The 17,271-nt window shown below is 67.0% G+C and carries 9 protein-coding genes; 4 read left to right on the forward strand and 5 right to left on the reverse strand.

Annotation, left to right across the window (positions count from 1 at the left end; all coding sequences use genetic code 11):
• Positions 1-29: 29 nt before the first annotated feature.
• Together pglY and pglZ are read left to right on the forward strand one after the other, a co-directional pair.
• Positions 30-4,010, forward strand: a complete 3,981-nt coding sequence (gene pglY, locus OG550_RS10670) for a BREX-2 system ATPase PglY (protein ID WP_327676456.1) — start codon at positions 30-32, stop codon at positions 4,008-4,010.
• A gap of 65 nt (positions 4,011-4,075) precedes the next feature.
• A complete protein-coding gene (gene pglZ, locus OG550_RS10675; protein WP_327676457.1) occupies positions 4,076-6,973 on the forward strand; it encodes a BREX-2 system phosphatase PglZ in 2,898 nt (965 codons plus the stop codon).
• A 28-nt stretch (positions 6,974-7,001) separates the two neighbouring features.
• On the opposite strand, the gene OG550_RS10680 is transcribed toward pglZ, so the two are convergent.
• On the reverse strand, positions 7,002-7,985 hold the full coding sequence (locus tag OG550_RS10680) for a CBS domain-containing protein (protein ID WP_327676458.1): 984 nt from the start codon (positions 7,983-7,985) through the stop codon (positions 7,002-7,004).
• Complete coding sequence (locus OG550_RS10685) at positions 7,975-9,816, reverse strand: GmrSD restriction endonuclease domain-containing protein (RefSeq protein WP_327676459.1); 1,842 nt, start codon at positions 9,814-9,816, stop codon at positions 7,975-7,977. The genes OG550_RS10680 and OG550_RS10685 overlap by 11 nt, the downstream gene beginning before the upstream one ends.
• Positions 9,817-9,974: 158 nt before the next feature.
• On the opposite strand from OG550_RS10685, the gene brxD reads away from it, so the two are divergent.
• Positions 9,975-11,312: a BREX system ATP-binding protein BrxD gene (gene brxD, locus OG550_RS10690; RefSeq protein ID WP_327676460.1), complete on the forward strand. Its 1,338-nt coding sequence runs from the start codon at positions 9,975-9,977 to the stop codon at positions 11,310-11,312.
• Complete coding sequence (locus OG550_RS10695; protein ID WP_327676461.1) at positions 11,309-13,480, forward strand: DEAD/DEAH box helicase; 2,172 nt, start codon at positions 11,309-11,311, stop codon at positions 13,478-13,480. The genes brxD and OG550_RS10695 overlap by 4 nt, the downstream gene beginning before the upstream one ends.
• 561 nt (positions 13,481-14,041) lie before the next feature.
• Here the strand turns inward: OG550_RS10695 and OG550_RS10700 are convergent.
• The 3 genes from OG550_RS10700 to OG550_RS10710 all read right to left on the reverse strand — a co-directional run bounded on the left by OG550_RS10700 (position 14,042) and on the right by OG550_RS10710 (position 17,197).
• The gene (locus OG550_RS10700) at positions 14,042-15,037 is read right to left on the reverse strand and encodes a hypothetical protein (RefSeq protein WP_327676462.1); all 996 of its coding nucleotides are present in this window, start codon (positions 15,035-15,037) and stop codon (positions 14,042-14,044) included.
• 772 nt (positions 15,038-15,809) lie between these two features.
• Entirely contained in the window at positions 15,810-16,004 is a 195-nt protein-coding gene (locus tag OG550_RS10705; protein WP_327676463.1) for a hypothetical protein, read from the reverse strand.
• Positions 16,001-17,197 (reverse strand): hypothetical protein, encoded by a 1,197-nt coding sequence (locus OG550_RS10710; RefSeq protein WP_327676464.1) that lies wholly within the window; start codon positions 17,195-17,197, stop codon positions 16,001-16,003. Before OG550_RS10710 ends, OG550_RS10705 begins: the two co-directional genes overlap by 4 nt.
• Between the last annotated feature and the right edge of the window lie 74 nt (positions 17,198-17,271).

Consider the following 17,271-nt stretch of genomic DNA (forward strand, 5'->3'; position numbering starts at 1 on the left):
ACTCCCAGGAACGCAGAAGCGAGACCCCCGTGGCCACCAACCGTCAGTCCTCCCCCGGCACCCCGCCGCAGCCCCCGCTGCTGCGGGAGGTCATCGACATCAAGCCCCGCATCTCCACCTCGGACTTCGTCCTCAAGCTCGCCGAGGCCGTCACCGAGGAGGGCTCAGCTGCCGCCTTGCGGGACTACGTCATCACCGACCGTCTGGTGGAGAACTTCGACGAGGCCACGGGGCTCATCCGCGCCGCCCTCGAGGGCCAAACCTCAAAGGCCGCTTACCTCCACGGCTCCTTCGGTTCCGGTAAGTCGCACTTTATGGCCGTTCTGCATGCCCTCCTCCGGGGTGACCAGGCGGCCCGCGCCCGTGAGGAGTTCACCGACCTCCTCGCCCGCAACGCCGATTGGCTGGGCGGCGGTACGGCACAGCACGCCCGTAAGCGGTTTCTGCTCGTGCCTTACCACATGCTCGGTGCGAAGTCCCTGGAGCAGCGGGTTCTCGGCGGGTACGTCGCCCATATCAAGGCTCTGCACCCCGAAGCGCCGACCCCGCAGGTCTACCGCACCGACTCCCTCATGGAGAACATTCAGGCCACCCGCCGCAACGTCGGCGACGACCTGTTCATCTCCAAACTAGCGGAGTCCGGAGACGAGGCAGTAGTAGACGACGAGTGGGGCGACGCATTCGCCTGGACGACCGAGAAGCTCGACGCAGCCATCCACGCCGAGCAGATCGTTCGCGACGATGACGACGTCGACCAAGCGGCTCCGATCAACATCGTCGCCCCCACCACCCCCGCCGAGCTCCGTGCCAAGCTGGTGCACGATGCGCTGATCAGCTGGTTCCCCGGGTTCTTCAGCAACGCGGCCGAGGACGAGTACGGCTTCATCTCCCTCGACCGCGGTCTCGGCATCATCGCCGAGCACGCCAAGGCCCTCGGCTACGACGGTGTGATCCTGTTCCTCGACGAGCTGATCCTCTGGCTGGCCAACTCGATCCACGACAGCAAGTTCGTCGCCCGCGAGGCTGGCAAGATCACCAACTTCATCGAGGGCGGCGACGCCCGCCGCGCGATTCCGGTCATCTCGTTCATCGCCCGCCAACGCGATCTGCGTGAGCTCGTCGGCGAGGAGGTCTCCGGCTCCGCCGAGGCCGCGATCCAGGACACGCTCAGCCTGGCGTCCGGTCGCTTCGACCTGATCACGCTCGAGGACCGCAACCTCCCCGTCATCGCCAATAAGCGACTGCTCCAGCCCATCGACGCTGCAGCCGAAGCCCGTATCGACACGGCCTTCGCCAAGGCCAAGAGGGTCTCGCCCCAGGTCTGGGACATCCTCCTCGGCTCCGAGGAGGGGACGACCGGCGCCGACGAGGCATCGTTCCGTCTGACGTACCCCTTCTCCCCCGCCTTCATGGACACCCTGGTCCACATCTCCGGCGCGCTTCAGCGTTCCCGTACCGGCCTCAAGCTGATGGGCCAGCTGCTCGCCGATCACCGCAACGATGCCCGCCTCGAGCAGCTGATCCCCATCGGCGATCTCTACCAGGTGATCGCCGCCGGCGGTGACGAGCCCTTTGTCGCCAAGTTGAAGGCCGAGTTCAAGGCCGCCGACAAGCTCTACAAGAACAAGCTCCGCCCGTACCTCCTCGAGACCTACAGCCTCACCGAGGACGACGTCGTGGCAGCGGACTCCGGCCCCGCCGCCATCACCGACCCGCAGCTACGCCAGCGCCTCAATGCCTTCCGCGGCGACAACCGCCTGATCTGCACCCTCCTGTTGTCTGCCCTCGCGCCCAGTGTCCCCGCGCTACGCGACCTGACGCTGCGTCGCCTGACGGCGCTGAACCACGGCTCGATCACCTCGCCCATCCCCGGCGGTGAGATCGGCATGGCAAAGAGCAAGGTCGCCGAGTGGGCCACCCGCTTCGCGGAGATCAAGCCGACCGGCACCGACTCCACCCCGGGCGTCCGGCTTGAGCTCGTCGGCGTGGACGTGGATTCCGTGATCGCCAATGCCAACGTCAACAACCGCCCCGGCACCCGGCGCGCGCTGATGAGGAAGCTCCTGTGGGAGGAGCTCGGCGTGTCGTCCGAGGGCCGGCTCACCGGTGACGAGCTGCCGTTCACCTGGCGCGGGTCGGCCCGCTCGGTCGAGGTGGCCTTCGGCAACATCGCCGACCGCAACGACCTCGAGGACCACGAATTCAGGCCGTCCACCGATTCGGCGTGGAAGCTCGTCTTCGACATGCCGTACGACGAGGGCGCCTATGGCCCCGCAGAGGACGCCAACCGCGTCCGCGAGTTCCGCACCCAGAACAACCGTCCGAACACGGTCTGCTGGATCCCGAGCCACTTCAGCGCAGGCCGCTACGGCGACTTCCAGCGCCTGGTCACCATCGACTCCGCCCTCGATGACCCCAAGCGCTTCGATACCCAGTACGCGGCACACCTGAATCCTGACAACCGGCAGCGTGCCAAGGGGCTTCTCGAAGGCCAGCGCGAGACGCTGATCCAGACCGTCAAGAAGGCGCTTCGCCAGGCATACGGACTGAACGCCAAGTCCGAGACCGACGTGCAACCCGGCTACGACGAGCACCTCATGCCGATCCCGGACATCACGCTGACCACCTCCATCGGCCAGTCGCTGCACGACGCGGCCCGGCACGTCGCACGACAGCTGCTGAACGTGCAGTACCCGGCGCACCCCGACTTCGACCCGGACGGCAAACACCTCCCGGTCAGGGCCTCCGACATGAAGACCGTCTTCGGCTACGTCCGCCAGGCCGTTGACAGCGGCGACGACCGGGTCGAGGTGCTTGCCAAGGACCGGGACCTGATGCGCCGCATCGCTGGGCCGCTGAAGCTGGGTGTACAGCATGAGGCGTACTTCCAGCTCGGTCGCCACTGGGTTGAGCATTTCAACAGGAAGGCTGCGTCCCTGGACACTTCCGAAGTCCTCTCGGTGGTCAAGCTCACCGACTGGATCAACGAGCCCGACGCGTACGGGCTTGACCCCTTCGTCGCCAACCTCGTCATCGCTGCCTTCGCCGAGCAGGCCGACCGCGTCTGGACCAGGCAGGGCGGACCGGTGGATCCGCCCCCCGCCGATCCCTCGGCGATCCGCTCCGACTACTCGCTGCGCGAGCAGGCCAAGCCCGAGCAGGAGGACTGGGACGAGGCCCGCGCCCGGTTCATGGACATCGTCGGCGAGAAGGCCCCGACCCTGCGGCGCGGAAGGATCGTCAGCCACTTCGCCAAGCAGATCACCGACTTCGCTCGGCAGCAGCAGGCGGCGGCGGACAACCTGGTCGCCCAGCTTCTGAAGCACGCCCGCACGCTCGGGCTCGACGAGGACGACAGCAGCGGCCGCCTCTACCTGGCCCGCCGTTCGGCGGAATTGCTGGACGCGCTGATCGTCGCCGGCAGCGGCACGAACAGCGCCAAGCAGGTCGTCACCACTCTGGCCTCCTTCGACCTGGGCGGCGTACCGGCCCGCCGGTACGGCACCTCCGTCAAGTCGGCGCACCGGATCACCGCCGCGCTCGCCCAGACCGGCTGGGAGATGCTGGAACTCGGCGCTTCCAACGGGCCCGAGGGACAGGCGGTACTCGAGTCACTGCGCGGAGCCGCGCGGGCGGACGAGCTGACGGCACCTCTCGCCGCAGCGCTCGACAGGGCCCAGAAGGAGATCGTGAACGTGATGCGGCGCGCACAGGCCGCCGCACGCGCTGCGGCCCCCGCACCAACCCCGACGCTGCCGCCCGAGCCCGTCGAACCGCCGGTCAGTGCGGCCTCGGTGGACCTGGGGACCACCACCAGCCACCCCCCGCTGCCCATCGAAGACCCGACGCTTCCCACGCCGTCAAACTCGACACAGCGCGCTCCACGCCGCTCCGGCGGAGGGCGGACCACCGCTGCCCGCATGCTCGCTGAGCTGCGTGCCGAGCTGGATGACCTGGCCGCCCGCGAACCCGACGCCGTGATCGAGATCAGTTGGCGGGTGGTGGAGTGATCGCCCCCGTCTCCGGTCAGAGCACTGCGCCCCAGCTGAGCAGTGCGGTCCGGCTGAGTCCATCCATGCTCGCCCAGCACCTCAGCGGGCTGCTGGTCCCCGGCAAGCACCGCTCTCTGGGGTCAGACCGCCGCTCCCTGCTCCTGGTGCGCGCCGAGCCGCGCTGGGAGGGCCCGGCCATCCTCTCTGTGGAGACCGCCGGGTCGGTCGCGGCCACCCGGCGTGTACGGGTCGTGGCTACCCCCTCGCCTCTCGCGGTCTACGAGCTGGCCCTCGACCACCAGGACTCCTCCCACCCGGTCGAAGCCGAGCTTCTGGTAATCCTGACGGACCGTGAGGAGAGCGAGCTGGGCGAGGATCTGCTCTCGCTCGCGTACCGGCAGCGAGTGCAGGTGATAGAGCCCTGGACGGTAGTGGCACAGCTCTTCGGCGTGGATCTGGAGAACGTCGAGAACAAGCTGCGAGCCGAGACGTGGGCCGCCGAGGCACTGATCGACGCCACCCCTCCGGGCGGCTGGACCCGGCCCGGTAGCCGACTCCTCAGTCGGGACGACGCGCTCACGCAGCTCGCCGGTCGCCGCCTCGGACTGGCGGGCGGCAGCGTCGGCGTCACTGCACTGCTCGACTGGGCAGCCACACCCGGTGGACCGGCCAGGTTCTCGACGCTGCGGCCGGCAGAGCACCAGGGGCTGCGGGCATTCCTCGTCGGCGGCCCGGCCGGACAGGCCGGCGAGCTGCTCTTTGCCCTGGTGGACGCGGGCCACGGGACCGATGCCGCCGCCTACGGATTGGTCTGCGCGGCTCTGTGGGTGCACAGCGCAGATGTCGCGGAGAACGAAGTGTTCCGGGCTCGTGGACGAGCCGAGCGGTTCCTCGACGAGGATTGGGTCAAGCAGCACGAAGCATCAGGCGCTCAGGCTCTGGACGGCTTCGCTGCCGCCTACGGGCTGGCGGCAGAGGGCTACGTCGGCCAGTTGATCGCGGCGACCCGCGCGCGTTCCGGTGCCGATGCGGTGGCTTCGCGTCGTGTGCTGGACACGGTCCTCTCCCGGGCCGAAGCGCTGGTCCGCCAATTCGGCGCCGAGAGCGCGGCTGCTCACAGCCGGATCCTTCGGGCGGGCCTGGAAGCACGCTTCGCGGCCGTGGGAACCGCGCTGGCCGAGGGCACTGAGATGGCGGAAGGTGCCATCAGGCGGCTGACACAGCACCATCTCGCGGACGAGCCCGAGGTACAGACCCGGATCACACGCGCCCAGATGGCTCTTCGCCTCGTGCGGTGGTTGGGCGCACCGGCACGGACCGAAAACGCAGGGCCGGGCGGCACACCTCCGGACGCTACCGCCACCGTCGCTTCATATCTCGACCAGCACATGGCCGAGACGGCGTGGGTCGACCTGGCCCTTGAACACGTCCGAACCGGGGGGGATCCTGACCCCGCGCTCAGCGCCGCTTACGACCGCATCGCGCATGACGTGCGGACACGCCGCCACAACCATGACGGCTCGTTCGCCAACCTCCTCAAGCGCTGGACAGCAGCCGGCACCGACCCAGGCTCCATGCTGACGGTCGAGAGCTTCCTGAGTCGCATCGTCGCCCCCGTCGTCAAGTCCGCCGAAAAGCTGGTCCTGCTGGTCGTGCTGGACGGGATGAGCGCACCCATCGCGGCCGAGCTCGGGGACGAGCTCCGGGAACGCTGGGCCGAGTTCGACCCGCTGCTGGCTGCACCTGACGCTACCCAGGCCACAGCCGACCGACCGCGTCGACGCGCCATGGCGGCCGCCCTCCCAACACTCACCGCCGTATCCCGTACCTCGTTGTTCGCCGGTCGGCTGATGCGCGGCGACCAGAATGTCGAGAAGCGGGTGTTCCCCGAGCACCGCTTCTGGGGAAAGCAACCCGTCGCCGTGTTCCACAAGGGAGACCTGAACGGCCAGGGGGTCGGCGCCATCTTCGGTCCAGAGCTGACCGATGCTCTGTACGACGGGGAAACGCATATCGCCGTCGTCATCAACACGATCGACGACCGCCTCGACAAGGAGCAGCCCAGCAGCGACCCTTCATGGGGAGTACGGGAGATCGGCATGCTGCGGACCCTCCTTGACGTGGCAGCGTCCCAAGGCCGAGCGGTGCTCATCACCAGTGACCATGGGCACGTCGTGGAACATGGCGGCACCCGGCTGGGAACACCCGGATCCGTGTCCAACCGCCATCGTGCAGCCAGTGAGCCCCTGCAAGCAGGCGAGGTGGAGCTGGCTGGCCCGCGGGTGCTCTCGCCGGACACCGGGAACCGGATCGTGGCCCTGTGGGACACCGAGAAGTACTACTCCTCGCGCCATGCCGGATACCACGGGGGCGCGTCTCTGGCCGAGTTCGCGATCCCGGTGCTGGCTCTGCTCCCGTTCGGCGCCACACCGCCCAAAGGTTGGCGCGAACTTGGCGACCCGCATCCGCTCTGGTGGTCGGCGGGCGAAGCGTCGGCCGAGCTGTCCGTCGCCACGCAGCCTCCTCACGAGCCGCCCGTCCCTGCGCGTCCGAAGCGCAAGCCGAAGGCGGAGACCTCTGACACTCCGTCCCTCTTCGACCTGGGTGCCGTCACGTCTGCCGAGCCCGACTCGTCGGCCGACACAACGGTAGCCGCGTCCCCCTCCGGCTCTGCGAGTGATCCGCTGCTGGCGGCCCTGCTCTCATCGGAGATCTTCGATGCTCAGTGCAAGGGCCTGGCCCGAAAGCAGGACCCTGCCCGGATCGAGGCTGCGCTCACCGCGCTGTTGGACGCCAACGGGACTCTCCCCGTGACGGCCCTGGCCCAGCGAGTCGGAATCCTCCCGGTCCGCGCCGATGGGTTTGCTGCGACGCTGCGCCAGATTCTCAACTTCGATAGCGTCCAGGTGCTGGCTACCCTCCCGGACGGCCGCACGCTGCGCCTGGACCGCGGGCTGCTGCGAACCCAGTTCGGGTTGTAGCAGCCCGCGCCCCGCGTGCCCTCCGTGATCAAAAGTGGAGGGCACGCAGCAGTCCGGCGAACTCCTCAAGCCGGCGCATCTTCCTCGGCGCCAGGGGCGTCGGATCGAAGTGCATGACGGCGTTCCGGATGTCGACCACCGCATTCAGGTCGGCTAGGAACTGCTCCATCGGCACTTCCGGCCAGCCCAGTTGCTCCCAGATGCCCTGCGACTTGAAGAAATGCCAGTAGGCCCCCATGGTGAGCTGGTCAATGGCGTTTGCACGTGCCGTGGACTGCTTGACGTCCTCATCGGTGAACCGACGATGTACTCCGTCCCGGAGGGTGCGCTCGATCTCGCCGATGACATAGAAGGGAGCCGCGAAGATCCCGAAGCGCTCGGCGAGATCCGCACGCGTGATGATGCCGGAGAACTCCCCGAGCGGGCTACGCACCATCACGTAGCCGTGGTCGCGGACGCGATCCATCGCCGGCAGCAGCTTGTCTTGCCAACCGACTTCAGGGATCTCGCCCCGTTCGAAGGCATCCTCCACCACCGTGCCCTGCACACCACGCGCCCGCATCGCCGCGATCGATTCCCAAGTAACCACACCGCACAACTTGGCGAAGCCGTCGACAACGGGAAGCTGGCCCACCCGTCTGGTCATCATCCGCATGGTTGCCTGTATCAGCGGCGTGCCCGGCTCGACGGAATCGAGACCGGCGCGCGAGGCGGGCAGCGCGCCGACCACCATCGGCGGGTGGAGCGGCTGTTCCTGCAGGCCCGATGTCGTGGCGTCCTCGTCGTCGCCGCCTCCGGAGGCCGCCGGGGCCGTCAGCGGTACGACTGCCACCTCCGCGAACAGGTTCGCCGTCGCAAATGAGGGAACGGTAGTCAGACTGACGGCAGCCAGGGCCGCGCGGACCTGCATCACCACGGCCTGGTCTCGCGCAGTGGCCTGGAACAGTCCGAGCAGCTTCTCCACCGTCAAGGTCTTGCCCTGAAGACTTTGGAGATCTTGGTCAGTGGGCATCGACACTCGCCCCTTCGGCCCTGGTGCTGCTGGTCTCCCGACCGGCGACAGGTTTTCCCATCGCATCCTCGATCAGTCCGAGCAGCCGGGTTCGACGATCCTCGTAGAACGCGTCGAAATCGTCGGCGCGGAGCAGTTTGGGATCGATGAGGTGGCTGACGATCCGGTCGTCGAACCAGACCTCGTCGAGCCCGGCCTCGCGCGCCAGCACCTGGAGGTAGCCAGACGGAGCTCCCGTGGCACTGCTGCCTGCCCGATAGGACATGAGCATCTTGTTGACGATTGACGTCGACCGGATGTCATTGCCGCCGTTCTTCGCGAACCAGCCCTTGGGGAAGATCTGACGGATATCCACGTACTGGCTGACCATGGTCTCGCCGGTCATCGGCGCCTCGGTGAAGTACCAGTCGTACACACCGCGCTTGCCGAGCAGCGCGTAGACACCCTTGTAGGCAGCGCTGCTGCGACTGGCGAGCCGGTCGATCCGCGCGGCCTGGAAGTTGGCCTCCACGATGGTGTCGGGCTCCTGCGCGTCCGGATCGTCGATCGCAGCCAGCAACTGCTCGACATCGCGAGGCATCCGGCTCTCGGTCCCGCTGCCGTACATCTCTCCCATCACCCCGCACCAGTACCAACGGGTGATCAGCGCCTCGCTGCGCTCATCGAGCCCACCCGTCCGGCTCAGTAGTGCGTGCACCGCAGCCAGCGGCACCAGCTGCGTGCGGTAGGGAAGGTCTCCGTGGTGGAAGACGAACTGCTTGGCCAGGAACCTGCCGACCCAGTCGAAACCCTCGAGAACAGCCGGGGCCAATCGGCGGAAGTCGGCCAGCGGAAGACTGAGCAGGTCCCGCCGCTTGCACGAGACCGCGGCCGCCTTACCCTCCTGCTTGCGCTCGTAGGTGCGCACCAGACTGATTGCCTGTAGGAAGTCACTGCTGGTAATTCCGCTGTCCTGACGGCCTTCCAGGGTGCCGAGCACCGGGTGTGCCGTGGTGAGCTCCTGCTTAGTGGCAGTCCACACGTTGCCGAGGTGGAAGTCCTCGCCGTACTCCTCCCGGTAGCTCCGGTCGCCGGCGTACGTCGCCGTGAGCAGCTCGAAGACGTCAAGCGGTACACCGCCGGTGTTCACCCGCTCGAACACCGAACAGACCGCGTCCTGCGGCGTTTCCGAGGGGAGCACGATCATCGGAATGTCGAATCCAGTGATGTGGTTGAGGACCCGTTGTGCGAACTGCGGCCAGAGCGTCAATGCCTCCTGGCCGTGCACCTGGATGTACTGCATCTGCCAAGCGAACTTCTCGGTCTCGTCAAAGGCGAGGTTGACAGGGAACATCCCTGCCGAGCACTCGAGCTGACGGGTACTGAGATCCAGCTCGGTCTGGCGCCCGAAATCGCGGCGGAGCACCCGGTTCTCCGGCAGGGAGATCACGGCTTCCTCGCGGTCGATGACGCCCTTCAGGGCTGCTTCGATGTTGATGTAGTACCAGCGCTTCATCGGCGTGCCCCTGGCGTCCTCGGTGTCGACCGGAGCGCCCTGCCGCAGTGCCTGGTACAGGGAGGTCAATCGCTGTTGGCCGTCAAGGAGTAGCTTCGCCGGGGTGACCCCGCCGCCGTGCTCCGCTCCGGACAAGGTCCGTGCCTTGAACTGCGGTACGCCCCCGGTCTCCAGAGTCATCACCACGCCGAGGGGATACCCAAGGGTGATCGTGGCCAGCAGGGCCCGGATCCTCTCGTCATCCCACTTCCAGTTCCGCTGGAACTCAGGCAGCTGAAGCTTGCCCGAGCTGATGTCGTCCAGCACCACGCGCAGCTTCGGATTGTCGAGCGCCACGATCTCCTCGTCCCCACCCTTGAGTCACCCATCGGTGATCGAACTGTGGCACAACTACACTCTGTTCGTCCTAGTTCACGCAAGTCCCGGGGGCGTCCCGGAGATCCCACCCACCGCGTAGGTCAACGGAGCCGGCCGACGAATGGGAAACTGTCCCGGTGACCGAACCCGACGCTCCCGCCACCGCCATCTCACCCGTCAGTGCCGCCCGGCGGCGCGCGGTGATAGACGCACTGCGGCGTGGGGCCGTGCCGGAGAGCGGGCTGGACGTCCTGGCCGTCGGGCTGGATCGGTTCGAGGCTGCCCTCGACTCGGAGCTGGACGCGGTCGCTGCCGGGGCGTCCATGTTCAAGGCCGTACGCGGTGAGTACGGTTCGGGCAAGACGTTCTTCACCCGCTGGCTCGGAGAGCGCGCGAAGCGGCGCAACTTCGCGGTGGCCGAGATCCAGGTCTCGGAGACCGAGACTCCGCTTCATCGGCTGGAGACTGTCTACCGCAGGCTCACCGAACGCCTGGCCACTTCCAGCTTCCCGCCCAGCGCGCTCCGGCCAGTAGTCGACGCCTGGTTCTTCGCCCTGGAGGAGGACGCGCTCGCCACCGGGGCCGACGAGGCGGAACTGTCAAGCGCGGTCGAGGAACTACTGACGGTACGGCTCGCCGAGGTGTCGCGGCACGCGCCCTCCTTCGCCACGGCTCTGCGCGGCTACCGCGCGGCCCAGAGTGCAGGGGACGACGCCACCGCGTCGGCCGTCCTCGCCTGGTTGGGCGGCCAACCTCACGTCGCCGCCGCCGCGCGCCGTTCGGCCGGCGTGCGCGGGGATTTGGACCACTTCGGCGCTCTTGGCTTTCTGCAGGGCCTGCTCACCGTGTTGCGGGATGGCGGCCAGCCGGGGCTGTTCCTGGTCCTGGACGAAGTGGAGACCCTGCAACGAGTGCGTTCCGACGCCCGCGACAAGGCCCTGAATGCCCTACGCCAACTTATCGACGAGGTGCACTCGGGCCGGTTCCCGGGCCTCTACCTAGTGATCACCGGTACACCCGCCTTCTTCGATGGCCAGCAGGGCGTCCAGCGGCTCGCACCGCTGGCTCAGCGATTGGCCACCGACTTCACCACCGACCCCCGCTTCGACAACCCGCGCGCCGTACAACTGCGATTGCCGGGCTTCACGCTGGAGAGCCTCGGTGAACTGGGCCGCACCATCCGTGATCTCTATGCCGAGGGTGCGGAGTCCCCCGAGAGGATCAAGGCACTGATCGACGACGTCTACGTGACCGACCTCGCCCAAGCCGTGGCAGGGTCGCTCGGTGGAAAGGTCGGGGTCGCGCCGCGGCTCTTCCTCAAGAAGCTGGTCGGTGACGTCCTGGACCGAGTGGACCAGTTTGCGGACTTCGACCCTCGCATGCACTACAAACTGACCGTCGCCTCGAACGAATTGACAGAGACGGAGCGCAACCTCGCCGCCGCAGCGGACGACATCGACCTGGACCTCTCATGAATGAGCGACTTGAGGACGGGCAGTCCAGTCCCCCTTGGCCGGATGTCCTGGACCGACTGCATCCTGTCCTGTTGCACCACATCGCCAACACCCTCGGATGGCCCGACCTGCGGCCGCTGCAACGTGCGGCAATCGCCCCTCTGTTGGACGGCGATGACGCTGTTCTGCTTGCCCCCACTGCGGGCGGAAAGACAGAGGCAGCCTGTTTTCCACTGCTCTCGGCCATGGAGCAGCACCGCTGGAACGCCCTGTCCGTGCTATATCTGTGCCCGCTCAAGGCATTGCTGAACAACCTGGTCACCCGGGTGGACACCTACGCGCAGTGGCTCGGTCGTCGGGCAGAGCTCTGGCACGGTGACACCGCAGAGAGTCGTCGCCGCCAGATCCGTGCCGACCCACCCGACATCCTGCTCACCACGCCGGAATCCCTCGAGGCCATGCTGATCGGCTTCACCACGGACCATGGACACCTGCTCGGGAATGTCCGCGCCGTAGTGGTCGACGAGGTACACGCCTTCGCCGGGGACGATCGCGGCTGGCACCTCCTCGCAGTACTGGAGCGACTGTCGCGAATCACCGGCCACCCGATCCAACGCATCGGCCTGTCGGCGACAGTCGGCAACCCTGATGCGCTGCTCACCTGGCTACAGGGCTCAGGTGCCGGCATGCGCCCCGGACAGGTGATCGCGCCGGACGTTCCCATAGCCGGGACCGCAGCATCCAGCATTGCCGCCAGCCGGCCAGCCGGCGAGGTCGAACTCGACTACGTGGGCTCGCTCGACAACGCCGCAAAGGTCATCGCCGCCCTGCACCGGGGCGAAAAGCGCCTAGTGTTCTGCGACTCCCGACGGCAGGTGGAACTCCTGGGGGCAGCGCTGCGTGAGCGGGGAATCAGCACCTTCCTCTCACACGCTTCACTCTCGTTGGACGAGCGACGCCGTTCCGAGCTGGCCTTCGCAGAAGCCCGCGACTGCGTCATCGTGTCCACCTCCACACTGGAACTCGGCATTGACGTCGGCGACCTGGACCGGGTGATCCAGATCGACTCCCCGTCCACGGTCGCTTCTTTCCTCCAGCGGATCGGCAGGACCGGAAGGCGCGCGGGGAGCAGCCGCAACTGTCTTTTCCTCACCACATCCGAGTCATCGCTCCTGCAGTCCTCCGGGCTTCTCGCACTCTGGGGCCGCGGCTGGGTCGAGCCGGTCGAACCGCCCCCGAATCCCCGGCATTTGGTGGCGCAGCAACTGCTTGCGCTGTGCCTGCAGAACCACAAGATCGGCGACAGGCTCTGGTCGGCGGAGTGGAATGGCCTCACGCCTTTCGATGGCTCCGCCGAGCCGATCCTGCGTCACCTCGTCGATTGTGGCTTCCTCAACGAGGACAGCGGTCTACTGTTCATCGGCCCGGAGGCGGAGAAGAAGTTCGGCCGACGCCACTTCATGGGTCTCACCGCAGCATTCACTGCGCCGCCGCAGTTCACCGTCCTCCTGGGACGCACCGAAGTCGGGCGGATCGATCCGACCGTGCTCACCGAGGAGCGCGCCGGTCCGCGCCGGCTGCTGCTCGCTGGTCGCAGCTGGCAGGTCACCCACATCGACTGGACCCGTCGCCGTACATTCGTCGAACCCGCAGATGGCGGTGGGGTGGCGAAGTGGAACAGTTCTGGCATCGGCGGTCTCTCCTTCGCCCTCACCCAAGCCATGCGGTCCGCCCTACTCGGCGAAGAGCCGCCCGTCCGCCTGACCCGCCGTGCCACCGCACAACTCGCTGGGATGCGCGAAGATACAGCGGCGGGCAGCGTCCATCCAGGGGGCACCTTGATCACTCGTGTCGGCGGCGACGTCCGATGGTGGACCTGGGGCGGCTATCGCGCGAACGCCACTCTCACCACGACCCTGTCCGGCCTCGCCGATCAGACCCAGCGCCCGACGGACGCCTGGCTAAGGCTGCGTGAGGACCTCACTCCAGCCATGTGGCGCAAGGCCACCGCTGGAGCCGCCAACCGCATTGCACTCCCCAGCGTGGACCCACGTGCCGTTAAGGGATTGAAGTTCTCCGCGGCACTGCCACTACACCTGGCCTCAGCCGTAGTGGCCGAGCGCCTGGCGGATCTCGACGGTGCCGCGAGCCTGCTGGGCCACCCCGTACGCTTTGATTTCCGTCAGTGAGAGTCGGCTCACTGGGTGACGTGACCGACCTGGATCCAAACACGAACTTGTTCGATGCTTGGTAACACTACGTCGCACCCCTCCGCGAGCAACCAGCGCGACCTCCTCATCACAACTCGAGTGCTTCTCAACGTATTTAATTTATTAAGGCTGCCTCATTTTCTCTGGTCGTAAAATGATCTCCTCTTAGGTCAGCATTTCGGCAGACCAGACGCATTTTCGAGTATTACTGCTACCTATAAAGACCTCTCCGATGCCTGCGCTAGAACAGGCATCGAGGGCCGGCGGTCTCGCAGTGTGAAATTGAAGTGAAATGAATTTGAGCTCGCCACAAAGCCCGAGGCCCCCGAATACCTGGACCACCAGGGATCTAACGCATATTTGAGCTAAATGCTGCTGAGGGTTTTCCAATCCGCCAGCACCTCGAGGAGCCGGCGGATTGGTTACGGGTCCAAGAACTCCATCGCGGGACCGTACTGCGCCTGCCGACGCTGCCTCATCTGCTCAAACGGGCAACCTGTCCGTCAAAGCGGACCCTCGGGGCCCCCGTCGCTCGACAGGTCAGCGGACGGTGAACTCTTTGAACGAGTGGGTACGGTGCCATGCGAAGTACTTCTCACGGTCCGGGTTCCACCATGAGACGGTGCGATTCGCGAGGATCTGGTCGACATGCTGCAGAACCGCAGCTGAGGCTTCGACTGCTGGGCTAACCAGGACTTCGCCGTCCGCTCCGACACTAATGAATCCCCGCTCGAAGAGCCCGTCACACCCGAGCAAACAGGCCAGCATAGCTATATTTCGGAAATCTCGCTTCTCCTCGTCCGTGCAGACCGAACGCTTCTTGATATGGGCAGCGACGAGGAAGGCCCGAGGAAGCGTCCGGCCACAGAGCGCACATTCGCCCTCTGCACCGGGGAGGAGCTGCTGCTTGAGCAGCGACTGCTCAGCTCGGTAAGCCCGCTGGGCGGTTCGCTCGAGCGGCCCGTCATACTCCTTGAGCGCACTCTCTGCATCTTCACGCTCCTTCGCTGACAACTCGCCGGTCGCACGGTCAAGGTTCAGCAGATCGTGAAGGAGCTCACTCGCGCTGTCACTCAGCGCCTGGAAGTTCCGGACGTGCCGGTTCTCGTTCTCCCACCCGAGAACCCGGCGAATCTCGACCATAGGGACGTCGAACGTCCTGCCGTCGGAGAACGCATACATGCACTCCCAGGTGCTGCCTCCCTCATCCGTGCCCCAGAGCCGAGTTGCGAGGAGGCGGTCTCGCCACACCACCCGCACCCTGCCGCCAAAGTACAGATGGTTGTCACCGGTGAAGAACACCCAGTCGCCTGGCTTCAACTGTCGGTAGAAATGGACGTTCCGCTCGCCCTTACCGGGAACAACGCCCCACATCTGGGCTACGCCCCGAGGGAACTCATCGCTCAAGCGCTTCCTTACCTGCTCGTCCAGCAGGTCGGTGTGCTTCTCGATATCAACCGGACTGAGAACAGTGTCCCGGTAGTGGTCCATGATCAGCTTCTTCGAGAGCTTCGCGGGCTGAAGGAAGACTCGCATCAGTGGTTCGTACCCCCGAAAATTGACATCAGGCGCTATGTATACCAGCAACCCCGGACAAGGTCGCCGGGTGTCAATGTCCACCCAACAGCTACAGCCCGGTCCCGCCTGCATTCGTGACGTCGGGCCAGCTTCCGCAGCTCCGCGTGGCGCTACGCGGAGGGCTGCCGACTCGACCTCGCGGTCTCCGCTCGGCACCTCTCACCGCATCTCATCGTCATCGCCGCCGCATGTGCACTGATTGTGAAATGATCTTCCTTTAGGCTTCCATTTCCGCAGGTCAGAGGCATGTTCGATCAGAACTACGACCTGTAGGAAACCCTCCGAGCGGGTGACGGCCTGTTGGGGCGCACTGATGGTGCGCCCCAACAGGCCGTTACGGGCAGCGTCGGTTTCACAACCAGAAACGTCTCGGCAAAAGGTCGACCCCGGCGCCCTCGGGCACAGGATGGGGCTCCCTTGCATGTGGGTCTCGGATGCACAATCGCCCGACACGGCCGCGATCATCCGCGGTGAGCAATACGGATCCTGGCCGCCGCTCGGCGGGCGATCGGAGACGGATCGCTTCCCTGTGCGGCGGTCACCAGAGCCGGGCGGAACGGGTACTGGTGACCGCCGCCTTCCGCCGTGTCCGGTCGGTAGCGGTCCTCCGACCACTCAATCGGAGCGCTTCGGGCGCCGGTGGTGATCCAGCGCTCGCGCAGCAGCGGTGCGCCGAGTTCCCGACGGACCGGCGCAGAGGCCGGGGGTACCGGGGTGACCGGGCGGGCGCTCATCCGGTGTCGGTGTCCGGCTCGCTGTCGTGCCCGTCCGGGCCCGGCGCCGGGGCCCCGAGTTCCTGGCGCACCCGGCGCCAGGCGCGGATGAGTTCGGGCAGTTTGGCCAGCACCTCGCGGATCTGGGCGAGCACGAGCATGACGCATCCGAAGGCCGCGAGGATGCCGAGGGTGATGCCGTCCCAGTTCACCGCGGCACGTCCGCTTCCGGGACGAACACGCCCCGGCGGCAGAGCCAGTCGAGAGCGTCCGCGCCCAGTCGGTCCGGTGCTTCCCGGAGCGCGGCTTCGACGGCTGCGAGGTCGTGCAGCGTCCCGGGCGCGTCCGTCCGGTCCAGCGCGCCGGTCCTCCGCAGGGCAGTGGCCGCGACGGCGGGCCAGCCTGGCATGCCGAAGTGGCCCCGGGTCTTGACGGCGGCCGACATCGCCCGGTGCATCAACGCGGTCCGCCACCCCAGTTCCTTCATCTGCTTGCCGGTGAACCAGATCCGGTTGTCGACGTCGTGGCAGAACTCCTCGGTGGGCTCACCGCAGGCCATCAGGGTGAAGGAGGAACCGCCCGCCCACCGCAGCCGCACGTCGGAGGCGATCGCCTGGAACACGAGCAGTTCCTCCGGGCCGCCGTCCCGGGCGGCGAGCAGGGCCGCGCGGGCCGTCCGGTAGAGGTCAACGCTCTGGGCGAAGATCTCGCCGTCGGTCGGCCCGGTACCGGCCGCGTGAATCGCGTCCAACGGGCCGTCTCGCCAGACGTCGGCCACCAGCCCGACCGCAGCCGCGTCGACGAGTACTTCGGTGTTCTCGTGGTCGAGCCCGAAGTACGCCAGCACCTGCCCGTACCCGTCCACCAGTTCGTCCGGGTCGCCGTCGAAGCCGGTCAGCGGCGGTTCCTCCTCCGCCGGCGGTCTGCGCCGCGGCGGCGGGAGGTCATAGGGGCGTTCCAGCTCGATCCCGCGGCGGGCCAGGTCCTCGAAGACGGCGTCCGGTCCGCAGTCGATGTGTTCGCTGTCGTGGCGGCCGGAGCAGGACTCCGGGCACCCCGATTCCGCGCAGAACTCCGGTTCCGGCAGCGCGGCTTCGTTGATCAGGTGGTAGACGAGGCGTCCCGCCACGGCCTCGCGGGCGGAGATCATCTCCAGCGAGAGGCGGAAGCCCGCTTCCCGGAGTTCCTCATCCGCCGGCTCGGAACCGGGCGGCCGGGGAGCGTCCTCGGTGGTCCAGGCGTGCGCCGACTCCAGCGACACCAGCAGCCACGCCACCTCGAGCGGTTCGACGTCGTCGTCCGCGGCGAGACCTGTCACGGCCTCCGCGGCCCGCCTCACGTGTTCCAGGGAGGCCAGGTGGCGGAGGCGGGTCGCGGTCCACGCCACCGACTGCGCGTGTGCCAAGTCGGCCTCCTGGACGAGCGCGCTGTCGCGATGCTGACGAGCCCGCTTCACCAGCCGGGTCAGGCAGTCCCGAC

The organism is Kitasatospora sp. NBC_00458 (assembly GCF_036013975.1).
In the GTDB taxonomy this organism is placed as follows: Bacteria; Actinomycetota; Actinomycetes; order Streptomycetales; family Streptomycetaceae; genus Kitasatospora.

Bases quoted from the DNA above. Each gene is read 5' to 3' on its own strand.
- pglZ (WP_327676457.1), top strand. From the start codon at position 4,076: ATGCTCGCCCAGCACCTCAGCGGGCTGCTGGTCCCCGGCAAGCACCGC.
- OG550_RS10700 (WP_327676462.1), bottom strand. From the start codon at position 15,037: ATGCGAGTCTTCCTTCAGCCCGCGAAGCTCTCGAAGAAGCTGATCATG.
- OG550_RS10680 (WP_327676458.1), bottom strand. From the start codon at position 7,985: ATGCCCACTGACCAAGATCTCCAAAGTCTTCAGGGCAAGACCTTGACG.
- OG550_RS10695 (WP_327676461.1), top strand. From the start codon at position 11,309: ATGAATGAGCGACTTGAGGACGGGCAGTCCAGTCCCCCTTGGCCGGAT.